The sequence below is a fragment of the Halomonas sp. SpR1 genome, assembly GCF_031010175.1.
GTDB lineage: Bacteria > Pseudomonadota > Gammaproteobacteria > Pseudomonadales > Halomonadaceae > Vreelandella.
In genome coordinates this window covers 112563-129822 of the sequence record NZ_JAUAMB010000006.1, presented here as the reverse complement: position 1 = coordinate 129822, position 17260 = coordinate 112563, and the positions used below count along the sequence as shown (strand labels likewise).

Sequence of the window (17260 nt, the reverse complement as noted above, 5' to 3'; positions counted from 1 at the left end):
CAACACCAGCTTTATAAAATGAGTGACATAACAAGAGAACTCGCGATTGGTTGAATGATTACTTTCATGCTATAGGTAGTCTGATATCGGCAGTCAACACCCGCCGTTCAGCAATCGCAGCGTTGCGCTGCAAAGAGGCGTTATGCTCAACACCACCGCGTGGAATCGCCTACGCTACACCTTTTACGCACCTTTCTACGATGTGGTCGCCGCTCGGGCGTTTCGAAGGCCGCGGCGCATTGCGCTTGGCCAAGTGGATTGGGAGCCAGGCATGCGGGTGCTGCTGGTAGGCGCAGGGACAGGTTTGGATCTGCCTTTCCTGCCCCAGAACATCGAATTACACGCCACTGATATAGCCCCTGCAATGGTCAAGCGAACGATTAAACGGGCAGAAGCGCTTAGTAGAGATGTGGAGTGCGGTGTGATGGATGCCGAAGCACTCAGTTACCCCGAGGAGCACTTTGATGTAGTGGTTATGCACTTGATTCTGGCGGTGATGCCCGACCCACGACAAGGGCTTGCCGAAGCGCACCGAGTGCTTAAAACCGGCGGACAGCTATGTGTAATGGATAAGTTTCAGCCGGACGCACAACCTGCAGGGCCGGGCCGGCGCTTCTTGAACCTACTAACATCAGCCCTGGCAACCGACATTACCCGCCAAGCGCAGCCTCTGCTCACCGATGCTGGGTTCCAGATTCGTCACGACGAACCGGTGCTAATGAATGGTCTATTTCGTGCAGTCCTAGCCGCAAAACCCACGACATCTAACCGTTAAGCGTGTGACTTTTTACCGCTGTGTGTAGGCTAGCGGTTGCTAAGTAAACTATCTAAGCTGTCTCTCTCTTTTACCGATGCCACTCGGATCCAGCGAATGACAGCCCCAACCCGCTCCTCTCCCCGCACTGGCAAACTACTTTTTGCCCTAATTAGCCGCCTACACCTCTATATCGGCCTCTTCGTCGGCCCTTTTATGCTTATTGCGGCACTCTCAGGTGTTGCTTACTTACTCAGCCCACCGCTTGAAGAGTGGATTTACCACGACACTCTGTATGGGACTACCCGGGGAGAGGCCCACCCACTTGCCGACCAAATTGCTGCGGCACAACACTACCTGGGCAACGCCACCTTGCCAAACGCAGTGCGCCCAGCACCGGAACTCGGCAGCACGACTCGACTGATGTATAGCGAGCCCAGCCTTGGCCCATCTGAACACCGTGCTGTATTCGTTGACCCGATTTCGCTGGAAGTGACCGGTGATACAACGGTTTACGGTACCAGTGGCATCTTGCCACTACGCACCGCGATTGATCACTTTCACCGCCAGTTGTTAATGGGTAACGTGGGACGTCTTTATAGTGAACTGGCCGCCTCATGGCTATGGGTTGCTGCGCTAGGCGGCGCAGTGCTGTGGATTCGTCAGCGCCGCTCGCTTAAAGCACTTGTCAGCCCTCACAGGACTCGCCGACGCCACGCAACGCTTGGGCTGATACTCTCGCTGGGGTTACTGTTCTTTTCAGCCACCGGGCTCACGTGGTCACAGTGGGCGGGGGGCAATATTGCCGAGCTTCGTCATGCCTGGGGCTGGGGCACGCCAAGTGCCTCGACGGCATTGAACGATACCGATAGCCACGTCGTCGACGAACATGCCGAACATCACGGCCACATGGCCATGGTGGCCACGTCTATTAGGCTAGAAGACTTTGATCGGGCGCTAAATGCTGCCCGTCAGGCGGGCCTCAGCGCAGCGCGCATCCAAATAACGCCCCCAGGCACTCCCCAACAGGCATGGCGGGTAGCCGAAATTGACCGCCAATGGCCCACCCAGGTAGATCAAGTAGCACTGCATCCGCACAGCATGGCAGTGACCGATCAAACCGACTTTGCCACCTTTCCCTGGGCAGCCAAACTCACCCGCTGGGGGATCGATCTACATATGGGGGTTCTGTTTGGGATTGCGAATCAAGTCGTTCTGGCGCTGATGGCCGCCGGGCTTGTGACATTGATCGTATGGGGTTATTTAATGGCATGGCGGCGGTTACAAGCAGCAAGCGGTCAGCGCTTTCCAACGATCACTGAGCCCTGGCTACTGCTACCGCTTACGGCCAAACTAAGCGTGCTGCTCGTTTCTATCGCCCTGGGCGCGGCACTACCCGTACTGGGGGTAAGCTTGGCGCTTTTCGTTGTGATTGATGCGCTGCGCTGGACTATTAAAAAGCGTTACACTGTCCGCAGTCTAAATCGAATACCTTGAGGTGAAAGATGCCCACAGCCCCCGTTAAGCGCTTTCGCCGCCTACCCGATGACGCACAGTCGCGCGTTATTGAAATGGCCTGGGAAGACCGCACGCCTTTTGAAGCCATCGAAACACTGTTTGGCCTTGCCGAACCCGATGTGATTGAGGTGATGCGCCATCAGCTCAAACCCGCCTCGTTTCGCCTATGGCGCAAACGTGTCACCGGTCGTACTACCAAACACCAAGCCCTGCGCTCGCCGGATGTGCTACGCGGTTACTGCCCAACGCAGTACAAGCGATAAGAAACGAGCGTATACAAAACTGTCCGAGCCACCTCCCAAAGAAGCCTTTCTCTAGACGCCTTAATTGTTATATTATCACATAACATAAACCCATTTAGAGGTGACCTAGCAATGACAGCGTTTTCTCCCCTACCCGTGACAGTGCTCTCGGGTTTTCTGGGTGCCGGTAAAACCACCGTGCTCAATCATATTCTGGCCAACCGTGAAGGTCGGCGCGTAGCCGTGATCGTTAACGATATGAGCGAGGTGAATATCGACGGCGCGCTGGTGCGCGGCGGCCCTGGCGAGTCGACACTGGATGGTGACGTGGCACTTAATCGCAGTGAAGAGCGTCTGGTGGAGATGAGCAATGGATGCATCTGCTGCACCTTGCGCGAAGATTTGCTGGAAGAGGTCAGCCAGCTGGCTCGGGAAGGCAAGTTTGATTATTTAGTGATCGAGTCCACCGGCATTTCCGAGCCGCTACCGGTGGCGGAAACCTTTACCTTTGAAGATGAAAGCGGCCAAAGCCTTTCCCACGTTGCACGGCTGGATACGCTGGTCACGGTAGTGGATGGAGCTAACTTTCTAGAACAGTACCGCGAAGCGCAAAGCCTCGCCGAAGCAGGCGAAAGCTTAGGTGAAGACGATGAGCGCAATGTCGCCGACCTACTGGTCGATCAAATCGAGTTTTGCGACGTGCTGCTGATCAGCAAGACCGACCTGATTAGCGACAAAGAACTGGACGCTTTAAAAGCCATTTTACGCTCACTTAACCCCGACGCGGAGCTGGTGCCGATCACCCAAGGCGGGGTGCCGCTGGATAAAGTACTCGATACCGGCAAGTTCAATTTCGAGCGCGCCCAGCTGGCACCCGGCTGGCTAAAAGAGATGCGTGGCGAGCATGTACCAGAGACCGAAGAGTACGGGATTGGCAGCTTTGCCTACCACGCCCGCCGCCCCTTCCATCCGCAGAAATTCCACGATCTGCTGAATCAGGAGTGGTTTGGTAAAGGCCTACTGCGCTCAAAAGGTTTCTTCTGGCTCGCCACGCGCCCGCGCTTCGCAGGCCAATGGAGTCAGGCGGGTGGCATCGCCCACCACGGCCCGGCCGGGGTATTCTGGAAAGCGATTCCCGAAGAGCGCTGGCCCCAAGACCCCGAAACTCGCCAGTTCATTATGGAGAAGTGGCAGGAGCCGTTTGGCGATATGCGCCAGGAGCTGGTGTTTATTGGTCAGAACCTGGATCAAGCCAAAATGCGCGAAGCGCTGGATGACTGCCTGCTAAGCGAGTCAGAACTACTGGAAGGCATGGAGGTTTGGAAGAAGTTGCCTGACCCCTTCCCTTCCTGGGAATAGATAATGATTGATAGCGTTTAATAGCAAAGAGAGAGGCTGCGGCCTCTCTCTTTTTTGTTGCCCGTACTTTGTTTTGCTAAAAGCTTTACTGCAGCATGCTGGGCAACCAGGTGGCTAAGCCGGGGAACACAATCAGCACCGCCACCAGCAGCATCGAACAGAGGATATAAGGGATCGCCGCCGAGTATATTTCGCTCATGGTCGTTCCCGCAGGCGCCACCCCTTTCATCACGAATAGCAGCAGCCCTAATGGGGGCGTTGAGAAGCTGATTTCCAGCGCCAATAAAACAACGATACCAAACCACACCAGATCGAAGCCCAACGCCTGGGCGAGCGGGAAGAAGATCGGTACTGTCAGCATCATGATGGAGATCTGCTCCATAAAGGTGCCCAGCACCAGCAGCACCGCGAACATCGCCAATAGCATCAGAATGGGTGAAAGATCAAAGCTGGTGGCCCAGCCGATCAGCCCACCCGATGCACCTGAGAAGCCGAGCAACTGGCTGAAGGTAGCCGAACCAAACACGATCAGGTAGGCCATCAGCGTTACTTTCAGTGCGCCAGAGACCGAAAGCTTAAACGCCTCCCAGGTCATGCAGCGGAAGATAAACGCCAGGATAATCACACCCAGCGCACCAAAGGCGGCGGCTTCTGACGGCGTAGCAAAGCCAATCAGCATTAACGCAACGATAATCACCATGACACTAAGCATGGGCAAAATATCGGTCACGATCAGTTTAAGCTTTGCCGAAAACGGCACCGGTTCAAGCTCATAATTCGGCGCAGCCAAAGGATCCAGCTTGGTCTGAATAAAGATAGTGACGATATAGAAACCCGCTAGCGTCAGCCCCGGCAGAATACCCGCAATCAACAGCGCGCCAATATCCACTTTTGCCAAAGTAGCTAGCAGTACCGCTAGCGCAGAGGGCGGAATGATAATCGCCAGACCGCCGGTGCCCAGGATCGGCCCAATCGCCATTTTCTTTTTATAGCCACGCCGCTCCATTTCCGGCACCAGCAGTGAGCCCATCAGCGCAGTGGAGCCCATAGAAGAGCCACTTAAGGTTGAGAACGCCGTGCCGCCGACCACGGTGACGTACGATAAACGCCCCGGCACCTTGCCCATTAGCTGATCCACGGCGTTGAACATTTTCATACCTAGACCGGTACGGAAGAACAGTTCGCCCATCAGCAAGAACAGCGGGATGGGCACTAGATTAAAACTAGAGAGCGCACCAAAACCGTTGTTGAGCATCTGCAAGATGCCGGTTTGGCCACCCATAAAGTGCCAGGCACCAATCACATTGGCGGCCAAAAACGCCAGGGCAATGGGGGTGCCAATGGCCATAAACAGCAGTATCAGCGAGAGCAGAAAAGCGAGCGCAAAGTACCATTCCATTATTCTTTAATCCCCGCTTCGCCGCTGTGAAGAATTTCATGGCCCACCACGAAGCGGCCAAATTCGATTGCCATTAAGGTGAAGCTGATCGGAAAAACAATCGTCAATATCCACTTCGGCACAAAGAAAGCCCGCACGTCATAGTCGCTGCGTTCAATATTGAGCATGACCAAATCCAGCCCTTTCCACGCCAGCACGCCACATACCACTACACAGAGCAGCGACACCCCACGGCTAAGAATATTCAGCGCTGCAGGCGGCAGTACCGAGGTAAGCAGTTCGATATGCACGTGGCCTTTTTGACGTACTAACCAGGGCGCTCCCAAAAGCGTGAGATAAAACATGGCGTATTCGGTTGAGAGGAAAAACCACGCTGAAGGTTGAAGGCCTAAATTGCGAATCACCACCGAGAGCACCACGGCCACCATCAGCCAGACCAGCATGATAGCGGCCAGCAGAGCCATACCGTTGAGCAGCAGTAAATAGCCGCGTTGTGCGTAGCGCATAAAAAAACCCTGGACAATAAGCCACACAAACGGGGCGCTCGATTGCTCCGCGCCCCTACGTTTCTATAGATCGTTGAATTTTTCGATCAGCGTATCGTAGTGCTCAAGCCCTGCAGGGTGACGCTCCATCTGGCTACGCATACGCTCCCAGGTGGCATCCCGGGCCGCATCAGAGAAGCGCTGGGCAGCTTCGCCTTCCAGGGTAATGACTTGCATACCATCGGCCTCAAGCTGAGCCTGCTGCTCTTCGGCTAAATCCGCCAGCTTCTCGGCACTCTCACGCTCGTGCTCGATGGCGACTTCCTGGAGAATTTGCTGGGATTCTTCGCTTAGCTGGTTCCAGCTATCCAGATTAACAATCACGCCCATATCGGTGGAGAAGAAGGCAGGATCCACTCGGTAATTAAGGAAGCGATCCCAGTTGAGGTCTTTAAGACCAATCTGCGTCCAGCCGGTGGCGTTGACTACGCCCCGCTCCAGGGCCGCATAAACATCTGTGGTCGGCAGGCTGATCGGCTGAGCGCCCAGGTAGTCCTGGAAGAAGGCGTCGTACACCGGGTTACTGCGTAGGCGTAGGCCCGAAACATTGAGATTACCTTCGTCGTCGATGGTGGGCTCGTCAATGGTGTAGAAGTTGTAGCTCACGCCACTGTCGAACCAGCCCAGGTAGTAAGTGTTCATCTTCTCCTGGTGAATCTCATTGAGCAGGTCGATACCGCCATTTTCACGGGCGTAAATAGCATTGGTGTTAGAAGCCACCATGGCATCGCGCTCTGGCACGGTACCGGCGTAGAAGCTTGCGGCGGTATAGGCCATATCCACTACGCCGTTGCGCACTGCATCGGGCTGCTCGGAAAGGCCAATCACTTCAGGGCCGCCGCGCACATTGATCTGCACCACGCCTTCACCGCGCTCGTTCACTTTATCGACGAACTCTAGAAAGCTTTGGGTATAGATCAGCGAAGGGGGGAATGCATGCACGGCGGTAATTTCATCCAGCGCCAGTGCCTGAGTAGAGGCCAGGGCCGTCAGCATGCCCATCGTTAGCGTTACTTTTTTCATTGGTTAGTCTCCTGCACAAAAGGAATTACGTTATTGGGTGTTTTGGAACCATTGATGCAAGCGTGCGTGCTGTTTTTATGGTGATCTGCTATTTGAGTAACACTAGGCGCCGCTACCCTTTACTGATAATGGTGGATTCGGAAGGCTGCGCCGCCGTCCAGGGAAACTGTTTGGCGTACTGGGCTGCAAAATCGATAATCGTGTCGGCGTGCTGGCGGGTCATATCGATATCGTCCCAGCCATTGAGCAGCTTGGTGCGCCATACGGGGCTAATGGAAAAACTGACTTCCACTGCGGCGACACGGACAACCTGCTTCTCTAAGTCAACGTGAATAGCCGCCGGAGCATCGCCGATGGCTGCGAGCAAACGCTCGACGTCATCCTCTCCCACGACTGCAGGCAGTAAGCCGTTATTGACGGCGTTAGAGGCAAAAATATCACCAAAGCTCGGCGCCACCACGCAGCGAAAGCCGTAATCGACCAGCGCATAAACCGCTGCTTCACGAGACGACCCCGCACCGAAGTTGCGGCGGCTAACCATGACTTCCGCTTCACCCGCGTTGGGGCGATGAAGAATAAACTCGGCGTCCGGTGTGCCCTGTTCATCGTGGCGGATGTCATAAAGCAGAAACTGGCCGTAACCGACACTGCGCGGCTCTTTCATAAAACGCGCCGGGATGAGCTGATCGGTATCCACGTTAGCCGCGGCAAGGGCCACACCAAGTGTGTTCAATACGGTAATGGGTTGCATTAGTGCGCTCCTGATGCCTGAACGGTGGAACTAAGCGTACGCACATCCGCTAGGCGACCATTGACCGCCGCGGCAGCGACCATTGCAGGCGACATCAAGTGAGTGCGCGCCCCTGGCCCTTGGCGGCCCTTAAAATTGCGGTTAGTGGTAGAGGCGCAGCGCTCGCCGCTGGCGACCAAATCACCGTTCATACCCACGCACATAGAGCAGCCCGAGTGGCGCCACTCAAGCCCGGCGTCGATAAAGATGCGGTCTAGCCCTTCAGCTTCGGCCTGGGTTTTCACCAGCGTTGAGCCTGGCGAGACCATGCCGGGTACGCGGCTTTTGTGCCCAGCCAGCACGGCGGCAGCGGCGCGTAAGTCTTCAATCCGGGCGTTGGTACAGGAACCGATAAATACCCGATCGATTTTGATATCGGTAAGCTTTTGCCCCGCCGTTAAGCCCATATAGGCCAAGCTGTCACGAGTTTGGCGTGCTTTTGCCGGGTCGCTTAGTTGCTCTGGGTCGGGCACGGCGCGATCAATGGGCAGCGCCTCTTCCGGCGAAACGCCCCAGGTCACCGTTGGGGCGATTTCGTCCGCATGCAGTGTCACTTCAAGATCAAAGCTGGCAGCTGGGTCGCTGTAGAGCGTTGACCAATAGGCGCAGGCTTGATCAAAGACATCCCCTTTCGGGCTCCAGGGGCGCTCGCGCAGGTAATCGAAGGTGGTTTGGTCGGGGGCAATCATGCCGCAACGACCACCGCCTTCGATAGAGAGGTTGCACAGCGTTAGGCGTGCTTCCATGGAGAGCGAACGAATCGCTTCTCCAGCGTACTCGATGGCGTATCCCCGCGCGCCGTCAGCGCCCAGGCGTGAAATCCAGGTCAGTGCGATATCCTTGGCGGTGATGCCTTCGGCTAGTTGGCCTTCGACGGTGATCCGCATCACCTTGGGTTTGCTTTGCCACAGGGTTTGGGTAGCCAGCACATGAGCCACTTCCGAGGCGCCTATACCAAAGGCGATACTGCCGAAGGCGCCGTGGGTCGCGGTGTGGCTATCGCCGCAAACCATCACCATGCCAGGCTGGGTAAGCCCCTGCTCGGGGCCTAATACATGCACGATACCTTGCCGCGGGTCATCCAAACCGAACAGCGTCACCCCGTTCTGCTGGGTATTTTGCGAGAGCTGCTCAATCATTGAACGCACTTTGGGGTCGGCAGCGCCTGCCAGATCGCGGGATAGGGTTGGCACGTAGTGGTCGGCAATACCAAAGGTCAAATCGGGCCGAGCAACGGGCAACTGGCGTTCAGCGAGTTTATTGAAGGCGTGAAAAGAGCCTTCGTGGACAAAGTGGCGATCAATCCACAGCAGGCTCTGACCGCTTTCACTGCGGTGAACCTCATGGGCGCGCCAAACTTTGTCAAACAGCGTTGTAGGGGTACTCATGGTCTTCGCTCATTGCCTCGGCCTTCGTTGGTCTTATCATTCTCACCCAATACAAGTAGCGCAATTCAATAGCACAGGTCAAATGTATTTTTTATAATTTTAAATCTGTATTAAATTTAATACATTAAAAACAAGCCATATTGCTACTCTGCTTTCCCACTGGTGGGCATTCCGGCCACCTTAGGCTCCCAGTAGCGGGAGTGATCGTCGCCGTTGCGCTCTAGGTCAATTTGGAAGCGATAACGATCCGGACGGTAGAGGGCATCCAAATGCTCTACCCCCCGGCCCTGCTCATCAAACACCACACGGGTGAGTGAAATCAGCGGCGAACCCACCGCAACATCCAGCGCTTCGGCCACCTCGTGGCTTGCCAACGTGGCAGAAATCGATTGGGAAGCGTGGTCAACCTTCACCCCACTACGCTCAAGCAGCACAAACAGCGGCGTATTGGCTAAATCCATCTCGTTGTAGTGCAGGGCGATCGACTCAGGTACGTGGGTCACCAGGTGTGAAAACGGCTTATCGTCGACCATACGCACCCGCACCGAGCGCTGAACTTTCCCCCCCTGGGCCATACCCAACTGCTCGCGGATCATTTCCGGCGGCAGCACATAGGCAAACTCCAGCAGCCGCACCTGGGAGGCCTGGCTCATTTTGACCATGTTAGGCATCAGATTGGACACACTTGCAGTCATCACCGTAGCGTCCAACGGCTGTTCCAGCACCACCGTACCCACTCCTGCCTTACGCTCGATCAATCCTGTCGATTGCAGCGCCTCCATCGCACGCCTGACAGTGACGCGTGACACGCCATGCTGCTCCGCCAGCTTATTTTCACCGGCCAATTTACTGCCCGCTGGCAGCCGCCCGCTCAAAATGGCGTCTTTCAACAGCAGGTAAATACGGTGTGATTTGGTACCCCCCACCGCAGAGGGTTTTGCCTCGCTCATCCACGCCTCTCCTCAGGATGTTGTTCGAAAAAATTATGTCAGGCTTGACGTAGGGATATTAATAGACATAAAAATGTATTATATATAATACATATCAACAGTTAATCAATAACACAATTACTGCCGCTTGAAAGCCATTATTGCAGAACCAGCGCCCTTAAGTATCGCTAACCAGGTGACTCTCGATAAACCGCGCTGACGCTTACCAACACTTAATGAGATTGTTATGACAAGCCAACAAATTACTTCTCAGCAGGCCTCACGACAGCCCGCCCAGCTTAAACAGCAGTTGCAGGACACCTCCATTGTGGTCGCCCCCGGCGTGTTTGACGCCCTTGGCGCTTCACTTGCAGAGCAGGCAGGATTTGAAACCGTCTATCTTTCCGGCGCCAGCCTGGCCTATACCCAGCTGGGTCGACCGGATATTGGCCTTCTCAGCATTACCGAAATTTGCACCGCGATGTCACATATTCGCGAGCGCACCAACCTCTCCGTTGTCGTGGATTGCGATACCGGCTTTGGCAACGCCATGAACGTGATGCGCAGCGTACGCCTGCTGGAGCGTTCTGGCGCCAACGCCATTCAGTTGGAAGATCAAACCTATCCGAAGCGCTGCGGTCACCTGCGCGGCAAAACGCTGGTCTCCAAAAGCGAAATGGTCGGTAAATTGCATGCTGCACTGGACGCCCGTGAAAGCGATAGCACGCTGATTATTGGCCGAACCGATGCGCTTGGCGTAGAAGGCACCGACAGCGCCATTGAGCGCGCTCAGGCCTATTTCGAGGCGGGCGTGGATATGCTGTTTATCGAAGGCATCCGCAGCGACGAAGATATCAGTAAGATCATGACCCAGTTCAGAGGCAAAGTGCCGATTATGGCCAATATGGTCGAGGGGGGCGACACGCCGCTGCAGAACGCCCAGGCGCTGGAAGAGCTAGGCTTCTCGCTGGTCATTTTCCCCGGCGCGCTGGTGCGGGCAATTACCCACATGGCCAGCCGCTTCTTTGCCACGCTGAAACAGGACGGCACCACCGACGCCTTCCGCGATCAGATGCTCGATTTCAAACAGCTTAACGACTACTTAGGCACCCAGGCGATGCTGGAGCTGGGCGAGCAGTACGACAATCGCTAGCGCTCGCTCAACAGACCGTGCCGATTATTTATAAATAAGCAATTTCAGGAGATGACCATGCAGACCACCGACAAAACGGCAAAAGAGATTTTTAACGATGTCATGGCCAACCCTCAGCGGGTACCGTTTGGCTTCGGCAACAAGGCGGTGCTGGTCAACGTCGACCCGCAAAAGGCCTACACTCGCACCGATCTCTTCAAAACCGCCTACGAAACCGACCCCAAACAGTTGGAGTACACCAACCAACTGGCCCATGGTTTTCGAGAGAAAGGCTGGCCGGTGGTCTGGACCCATGTGGCTTTTTTAGACTCTGCCGAAGACGCGGGGGTGTGGGGCACGCGTACCGATACGCCGGACTCTCTGCAGAACATCAAGTACGGCTCTGAGCGTGCAGAGTTCGACGAGCGCTGCGAGATCGACCGCAGCCGCGATGTGATCTACACCAAGCGCATGCCCTCGGCGTTTTTTGAAACACCATTGCAGTCCCTGTTGGTGTGGCATCAGGTCGATACAGTGATTATTACCGGTGGTTCCACCTCGGGCTGCATTCGCGCCACCGCCGTGGAAAGCCTGTCCCGAGGTTACCGCACTATCGTGCCCATGGAGTGTGTTGCGGATAAACACGAAAGCTACCACTACGCCAACCTCACCGACTTGCACCTCAAGTATGCGGACGTGCTGCCAGTTGCCAATGTACTTGCGTGGCTGAATGGCGACGCCTAAGGCCTACCAAGCTTCAGAGGAGCCGGTTATGAAAGAATCACTAGGCGTTTACGACTACTGGGCCTACGACCAACGCCCCAAGATCGAGTGGCCAGGAGGCGCCAAGGTAGCCTTCTGGGTCGCGCCCAATATCGAGTACTACGAACTCGACCCGCCGCAGAATCCCCAGCGCAGCCCCTGGCCGCATCCGCACCCTTCGGTGCCCGGCTACAGCATTCGCGACTACGGCAACCGGGTTGGCCACCAGCGTCAGATGGCCCTGCTGGACAAGTACGGCATTCGCGGCTCGGTGTCGCTGTCGGTGGCGCTATGCGAGCACCATCCCGAGATTATCCGGATGTGCAAAGAGCGCAACTGGGAGTTCTTCAGCCACGGCATCTACAACACCCGCTACACCTACGGCCTTAGCGAAGACCAGGAACGGGCAATGATCCGCGACAGCATGGAAACCATCCACCGCCATACCGGCCAGGCCTGCGCTGGGTATCTGGCGCCGGCGCTCTCCCACTCGGAGCGCACCTTGGATCTGTTTGCCGAAGTAGGTGAAGAGTTATTCGGCGACAAAGGCGGTCTTTACACCTGCGACCTGTTCCACGATGACCAGCCTACGCCTGTCAGCGTTCGCTCCGGCAAGCGGTTTATCTCCATGCCCTACTCACTGGAGATGAACGACACCATCGTCTACGCCGTGAACAAGGTGGAGCCGCGCCAATACGCCACCATGCTCAAGCGCCACTTCGACCGCCTGTATCTAGAGGGCGCCGAGTCCGGCACGGTGATGTGTATTCCAACTCACAATTACCAAGTGAGCTGCCCGCACCGTATTAAGGCCTTTGAAGAAGCGCTTGAGTACATCACCAGCCACCCGGATGTGTGGGTCGCCACCGGCCGCGAGATTGCCGACTACTACTTGGCTAACTATTACGACGCCGCACTCGACAGTATTGCGGCCCAGGCCGCCACCACCGGCAGGGAGGGGTAACGCTATGACGCTTAATGACGACTATCTCGACTACCCTTTGCGCCGCCAAGGCTACGACCACGAACGCTATGCCTGGTCGATGTTGAGTGAACGCGCACCGATCACTTGGCCCGAAGGAAAAACCCTGGCGGTGTGGATCAATATTTCGCTGCAGTTCTACCCGCTCAACCAGCGCGGCAAACCGTTTAAAGTGCCTAACGGCATGACCATGCCCTACCCGGATCTACGTCACTTCTCACTGCGGGATTACGGCAACCGGGTGGGAATCTATCGCGTGCTCAAGGCGCTGGCGGCGCACAACATCACGCCCACCTTTGCGATCAATGCGCAGCTCGCCGAGCAGACGCCCTATCTGGTGCAGCGCCTAAAAGAGCACGGCGGTGAATTTATCGCCCACGGCTGGAACATGGATCACCTGCACTACGGCGGCCAGCCGATAGAAGAAGAGGCTGAGTTGGTAAAGCGCTCCGTGGAAACCCTGCGCAGCGTCACCGGCCAACCCGTTCGCGGCTGGCTAAGCCCGGCCAAGCACCAGAGCTTCAACACGCCGGATCTGCTGGCAGAAAACGGCATTGAGTACTGCGCCGACTGGGTCAACGACGATATGCCCTATGCTTTTCATAGCCAAGCGGGCTCCTTGACGATGATGCCGCTAGCCACCGAAATTGAAGACCAGTTTGTAATGAGCCAGAACCTGCATTCGGAAGATTCCTGGGTAACCCAGGTAAAAGACGCCTTCGATTTTCTGTTGGAAGAGTCCCACGAACAAGGTGGCCGCCTGTTCGCGCTGAATCTGCACCCCTGGCTGATCGGCCAGCCCCACCGCATTGCCTGCTTGGAAGAAGTGCTGGCCCACATCAGCAGCCACGCGGAGGTGTGGCAAGCGCCCGCAGGCGAGATTCTGGATGCGTTTCATCACACATCGGAGCAGGCGTAATGGCGATACTTCCTTACAACAACGACAGCTTTGATGCCCATCTGCCGCTGCTGATTATTGGCGCGGGGGCCTGCGGCTTAGTCGCCGCACTGGCTGCCCAGGAAGTCGGTGTTGAACTTGCAGTACTAGAGCGCGACGCACTTCCCCGTGGCAGCACGGCGATGTCGACAGGGTTTATTCCCGCCGCCAATACACGCTTTCAACACGCGCTTGGCGTTACCGACTCCGCCGACGCCATGGCCGAAGATATCCAAAAGAAGAACGGCTTTGAGGCAGACCCGGCGATTGTCGAGCTGCTCGCCAGCCAATCCGGCCAAACCATTGAGTGGCTAGCGGATCAGCACGGCATACCCTTTGAGCTGGTGGAGGGCTTTCTCTACCCAGGCCACCGCCATCTGCGCATGCACGCCACTCCACGGCGCACCGGGGAAGAGCTGATGGGCGCACTGCTCAACGCCGCTGAGGCGGCGGGCATCGATATTTTGACCCAGGCACGGGTGGTGGATTTACACGTTGATGACACTCAGCGGGTACGCGGTGTAACGCTAGAGCGCCCTGATGGCAGTCACGAAACCATTGGCTGCGACGCGCTGATTCTGGCCTGCAACGGCTATGGCGGTAACGCAGAGCTGGTGGAACGCTATCTGCCAACGCTGAAACACGCGCTCTATTATGGCCATGAAGGTAACCAGGGCGATGCGTTACTGTGGGGCCAGGCCATGGGCGCAAGCACTAAAGATCTTGGCGCCTGCCAAGGGCACGGCTCGTTAGCGACGCCCCATCAAACGTTAATAAGCTGGGCACTGATGATGCAAGGGGGCATTCAGGTCAATGTAAACGGTGAGCGCTTTTCCAATGAGCACGGCGGCTACTCCGAACAGGCGGCCAAGGTATTGGCGCAGCCAGAACAAATTGCCTGGAATCTTTATGACGCCCGCATTCATGAATCGGCCCAGGCCTTCGAAGATTACCGTAATGCCCAGGAGAGCGGCGCGGTGCGCAGCTTTGCCAGCCTTGAAGAGATGGCGGTTGGCTTGAGCCTGCCACTAGCCACACTGCAGACTACTTTTATGGAGATGCAGCAGCATGCAGAGCAGCAAACGGCGGGTGCATTTGGCCGCCGTTTTGAGGCGGTGAACCTGCTCAAGCCACCCTACTACGCTATCCGTGTAACCGGTGCGCTGTTTCATACCCAGGGTGGTTTAGAAGTGAACTCTGCCGCCCGGGTGCTCAATACCCAAGGCCAGGCGTTACCCAACCTGTTCGCCGCAGGCGGTGCTGCCCGTGGGGTTTCCGGCTCTAACGACAGTGGTTATCTATCCGGCAACGGGCTGCTAAGCGCGGTAGTGCTGGGCGCCGTAGCGGGCAAAAGCGCCGCTGAGTTGCTGCACTTAAAACTAAGCTCGGCGGTGTTGCCCTAGAGCGTAGCCTTTAAGCATCGCTCCTAAGCATCACCTCCGCCCATTGGCGTACTTCCGGGTAGGCTTGTTGCTCAAAGACCGCAAAGCCGTTAAGACTTCGCGCCTTGAGCGGAGTAAATACCGGCATGGTCAAGCCGCACAGGAAGTGCGCCAGCCGCTGAGCATTGGGCGGCTGGCCAAACTGTGAGGTGTGGCGCTCAATCAGCGGTGTGGCGTAGCGTTGAAAATCAACAGCGGTTAACTCAGGCTCAGGCGGCGCATCCGGAAGCCTGACGGGATGGCCGTAACATACCGAGCAGTGGCCGCAGCGGCCTTGCTCGGTGCCGGATGGCGCATCAAAACTTCTGTCGCCAAAGTGCTCGGCAAGTCGTCGTGTCAGGCAGCTTTGCGATTCGAATAGCGCCAGCATCGATTGAAGCCTTTCAATCTCGATACGCTCGCGAATGAGACAGTCGTCATACAGCTGGCTCGCCAATGTCTCAATAACAAAATCCGACTGGCGCACTTCGTAGACATCGGTCATGCGCTTGCCTTCCAGGGTCAGCCAGCCCTTGTCCTGAAAATACTCCAGGGCGGTAATCACCCGGGTGCGGGAAGCATCGATCTGCTGATCCTGCCCCGCGCGGTGCAGGCGTTCAAAATCCACCGTGCCCCAGGTACGGGCGATGGGAATATTGTCGACGATAAGACGCACGAAGGTTGCCCGCTCGCCTTCAAAACGGCTCACCAGCTCATTCGGCTCAATATGGTAGCGCAGCCGGTACTCGGCCAGAAACGCAAAGCGCGGGGCGATAATGCCGTGCATCTCCAGCCGTACCAGCAGCGTTTTCAGCGGCAACAGACGGATATTGGTATCCCGGGAGAGCGTATTGAGCAGAACCTCCCATTGGCGATCCGGCGCATTGCCTGCCGCAGAGATCTCTACCAGCAGACGATAGATGCCTGCGTATTCCGGGGTATCGCCGTAAACGAAGTTTTCCAGCACCCGCAGGCCATCCCGCCCGGCCAGGGTCAGGCAGGTGGAAGGCAGCCCGTCGCGACCCGCCCGGCCAATCTCCTGGCTATAGTTCTCGATGGATTTGGGCAGGTCATAGTGCACCACATTGCGAATATTGCCCTTATCGATGCCCATTCCAAAGGCAATGGTGGCCACGATGCAGGGCGACTCGCCATTCATGAACTGGCGCTGAATCTCATCTCGTCGGACTGAATCCAGACCCGCATGGTAGGCCTGAGCGGCAATACCTTGAGCCGTCAAGGCGTTTGCTACGTGCTCGGCGGTGTGTTGAAGGGTGACATAGATAATCGTCGGCGCTTCGCTACCCGGCTGCATCTGTGGTTTCAGCCAGTTGACCAACTGCTGCTGGCGGTCTTCCATCGCAGGCGCTACCAATAGCTCTAAATTGGCGCGGTAAAAGCCGGTGGTGATGACGTTCTCCATCGCGATGGAAAACTTTTCCCGCATATCTTCAATGACAGCGGGGGTCGCTGTGGCGGTGAGCAGCAGCACCTGGGGTATGGCAAACTCGCGCTGGTAGTCCGGCAGCTTCAAATAATCGGGCCGGAAGTTATGCCCCCACTCTGAAAGGCAGTGGGCTTCATCAACAACCAACAGCGACAGCTGAACCTGACGTAGAAAATGGCGAAAACGCTCGTTCTTGAGCCGCTCCACCGACACCATGAGGATTTTCAGTTCGCCGCTTCTGGCGCGCTCCATCACATCGCGGGTGGTGTCGCGGTCTTGGGTGGAATCGATACTCGCTGCTGCCACACCGTGACGAGTTAGAAACGCGAGCTGATCCTGCATCAGCGCCAGCAGCGGCGACACCACGAGCGTTAAATGGGGCAGATGCAGCGCCGGAAGCTGATAGCAGAGCGACTTTCCCGCGCCGGTGGCGAAAATGGCTGCCGTCGAGTGGCCATCCAATACGCGTTCCACCACCGCCTGCTGGCCGCCGCGAAAGTCGTCAAAACCGAAAACGTCTTTAAGCGTCTGTTGCGGCGACAGTGAGGACATGAAGGCTCCTATGGTTATGGCTTCTTGAACCGATAAACTACCGCGTTCAAGGTATTTTCACCAACACACGCCCTTTGATG

The 17260-nt window shown here is 56.5% G+C and carries 16 protein-coding genes; 9 read left to right on the top strand and 7 right to left on the bottom strand.

All coding sequences use genetic code 11. The features are described 5' to 3' along the window. Nucleotides 1-142: 142 nt before the first annotated feature. The 4 genes from QT231_RS06795 (at nt 143) to zigA (ending at nt 3873) form a co-directional block, all read left to right on the top strand. Nucleotides 143-775, top strand: coding sequence for a class I SAM-dependent methyltransferase (locus tag QT231_RS06795; protein ID WP_308336157.1), 633 nt, complete (start codon nt 143-145; stop codon nt 773-775). Between the two features lie 96 nt (nt 776-871). After that, nucleotides 872-2251 (top strand): PepSY-associated TM helix domain-containing protein, encoded by a 1380-nt coding sequence (locus tag QT231_RS06790; protein WP_308336156.1) that lies wholly within the window; start codon nt 872-874, stop codon nt 2249-2251. An 8-nt stretch (nt 2252-2259) separates the two neighbouring features. Then, nucleotides 2260-2535 carry a TIGR03643 family protein gene (locus tag QT231_RS06785; protein WP_308336155.1) on the top strand — a complete coding sequence of 92 codons (276 nt, stop codon included), beginning with the start codon at nt 2260-2262 and terminating at the stop codon, nt 2533-2535. Between the two features lie 111 nt (nt 2536-2646). Next, nucleotides 2647-3873: a zinc metallochaperone GTPase ZigA gene (zigA, locus tag QT231_RS06780; protein WP_308336154.1), complete on the top strand. Its 1227-nt coding sequence runs from the start codon at nt 2647-2649 to the stop codon at nt 3871-3873. Between the two features lie 85 nt (nt 3874-3958). Here the strand turns inward: zigA and QT231_RS06775 are convergent, their stop codons facing one another. From QT231_RS06775 to QT231_RS06750, 6 genes are all read right to left on the bottom strand, one after another. Then, entirely contained in the window at nt 3959-5272 is a 1314-nt protein-coding gene (locus QT231_RS06775) for a TRAP transporter large permease (protein ID WP_308336153.1), read from the bottom strand. Further along, nucleotides 5272-5778, bottom strand: a complete 507-nt coding sequence (locus tag QT231_RS06770) for a TRAP transporter small permease (RefSeq protein ID WP_308336152.1) — start codon at nt 5776-5778, stop codon at nt 5272-5274. The genes QT231_RS06775 and QT231_RS06770 overlap by 1 nt, the downstream gene beginning before the upstream one ends. A gap of 63 nt (nt 5779-5841) precedes the next feature. Further along, nucleotides 5842-6840, bottom strand: coding sequence for a TRAP transporter substrate-binding protein DctP (gene dctP, locus QT231_RS06765; protein WP_308336151.1), 999 nt, complete (start codon nt 6838-6840; stop codon nt 5842-5844). Between the two features lie 112 nt (nt 6841-6952). Next, nucleotides 6953-7591, bottom strand: a complete 639-nt coding sequence (gene leuD / locus QT231_RS06760) for a 3-isopropylmalate dehydratase small subunit (RefSeq protein WP_308336150.1) — start codon at nt 7589-7591, stop codon at nt 6953-6955. Next, nucleotides 7591-9018, bottom strand: coding sequence for a 3-isopropylmalate dehydratase large subunit (gene leuC / locus QT231_RS06755; protein ID WP_308336149.1), 1428 nt, complete (start codon nt 9016-9018; stop codon nt 7591-7593). Before leuC ends, leuD begins: the two co-directional genes overlap by 1 nt. Nucleotides 9019-9161: 143 nt before the next feature. Beyond that, nucleotides 9162-9968, bottom strand: a complete 807-nt coding sequence (locus QT231_RS06750) for a GntR family transcriptional regulator (protein WP_308336148.1) — start codon at nt 9966-9968, stop codon at nt 9162-9164. 226 nt (nt 9969-10194) lie between these two features. On the opposite strand from QT231_RS06750, the gene QT231_RS06745 reads away from it, so the two are divergent. Genes QT231_RS06745 through QT231_RS06725 form a run of 5 tightly spaced genes read left to right on the top strand, consistent with a single transcriptional unit; the run spans nt 10195 to nt 15163 of the window. Then, nucleotides 10195-11100 (top strand): oxaloacetate decarboxylase, encoded by a 906-nt coding sequence (locus QT231_RS06745; protein ID WP_308336147.1) that lies wholly within the window; start codon nt 10195-10197, stop codon nt 11098-11100. Between the two features lie 57 nt (nt 11101-11157). Then, nucleotides 11158-11823 carry an isochorismatase family protein gene (locus QT231_RS06740; protein ID WP_308336146.1) on the top strand — a complete coding sequence of 222 codons (666 nt, stop codon included), beginning with the start codon at nt 11158-11160 and terminating at the stop codon, nt 11821-11823. 28 nt (nt 11824-11851) lie between these two features. Next, complete coding sequence (locus QT231_RS06735) at nt 11852-12805, top strand: polysaccharide deacetylase family protein (protein WP_308336145.1); 954 nt, start codon at nt 11852-11854, stop codon at nt 12803-12805. A gap of 4 nt (nt 12806-12809) precedes the next feature. Then, complete coding sequence (locus QT231_RS06730; protein WP_308336143.1) at nt 12810-13742, top strand: polysaccharide deacetylase family protein; 933 nt, start codon at nt 12810-12812, stop codon at nt 13740-13742. Continuing rightward, on the top strand, nt 13742-15163 hold the full coding sequence (locus QT231_RS06725) for an FAD-dependent oxidoreductase (RefSeq protein ID WP_308336142.1): 1422 nt from the start codon (nt 13742-13744) through the stop codon (nt 15161-15163). Before QT231_RS06730 ends, QT231_RS06725 begins: the two co-directional genes overlap by 1 nt. A 10-nt stretch (nt 15164-15173) precedes the next feature. On the opposite strand, the gene QT231_RS06720 is transcribed toward QT231_RS06725, so the two are convergent. Next, nucleotides 15174-17180, bottom strand: a complete 2007-nt coding sequence (locus QT231_RS06720) for a RecQ family ATP-dependent DNA helicase (RefSeq protein ID WP_308336141.1) — start codon at nt 17178-17180, stop codon at nt 15174-15176. Nucleotides 17181-17260 lie beyond the last annotated feature (80 nt).

What these genes read in the sequence shown, in the direction of transcription:
- QT231_RS06725 (WP_308336142.1), top strand. Translation starts at nt 13,742, where the DNA reads ATGGCGATACTTCCTTACAACAACGACAGCTTTGATGCCCATCTGCCG.
- QT231_RS06745 (WP_308336147.1), top strand. Translation starts at nt 10,195, where the DNA reads ATGACAAGCCAACAAATTACTTCTCAGCAGGCCTCACGACAGCCCGCC.
- dctP (WP_308336151.1), bottom strand. Translation starts at nt 6,840, where the DNA reads ATGAAAAAAGTAACGCTAACGATGGGCATGCTGACGGCCCTGGCCTCT.
- QT231_RS06730 (WP_308336143.1), top strand. Translation starts at nt 12,810, where the DNA reads ATGACGCTTAATGACGACTATCTCGACTACCCTTTGCGCCGCCAAGGC.
- QT231_RS06775 (WP_308336153.1), bottom strand. Translation starts at nt 5,272, where the DNA reads ATGGAATGGTACTTTGCGCTCGCTTTTCTGCTCTCGCTGATACTGCTG.
- QT231_RS06795 (WP_308336157.1), top strand. Translation starts at nt 143, where the DNA reads ATGCTCAACACCACCGCGTGGAATCGCCTACGCTACACCTTTTACGCA.
- leuD (WP_308336150.1), bottom strand. Translation starts at nt 7,591, where the DNA reads ATGCAACCCATTACCGTATTGAACACACTTGGTGTGGCCCTTGCCGCG.
- QT231_RS06770 (WP_308336152.1), bottom strand. Translation starts at nt 5,778, where the DNA reads ATGCGCTACGCACAACGCGGCTATTTACTGCTGCTCAACGGTATGGCT.
- QT231_RS06785 (WP_308336155.1), top strand. Translation starts at nt 2,260, where the DNA reads ATGCCCACAGCCCCCGTTAAGCGCTTTCGCCGCCTACCCGATGACGCA.
- QT231_RS06790 (WP_308336156.1), top strand. Translation starts at nt 872, where the DNA reads ATGACAGCCCCAACCCGCTCCTCTCCCCGCACTGGCAAACTACTTTTT.
- QT231_RS06720 (WP_308336141.1), bottom strand. Translation starts at nt 17,180, where the DNA reads ATGTCCTCACTGTCGCCGCAACAGACGCTTAAAGACGTTTTCGGTTTT.
- QT231_RS06735 (WP_308336145.1), top strand. Translation starts at nt 11,852, where the DNA reads ATGAAAGAATCACTAGGCGTTTACGACTACTGGGCCTACGACCAACGC.
- zigA (WP_308336154.1), top strand. Translation starts at nt 2,647, where the DNA reads ATGACAGCGTTTTCTCCCCTACCCGTGACAGTGCTCTCGGGTTTTCTG.
- QT231_RS06750 (WP_308336148.1), bottom strand. Translation starts at nt 9,968, where the DNA reads ATGAGCGAGGCAAAACCCTCTGCGGTGGGGGGTACCAAATCACACCGT.
- QT231_RS06740 (WP_308336146.1), top strand. Translation starts at nt 11,158, where the DNA reads ATGCAGACCACCGACAAAACGGCAAAAGAGATTTTTAACGATGTCATG.
- leuC (WP_308336149.1), bottom strand. Translation starts at nt 9,018, where the DNA reads ATGAGTACCCCTACAACGCTGTTTGACAAAGTTTGGCGCGCCCATGAG.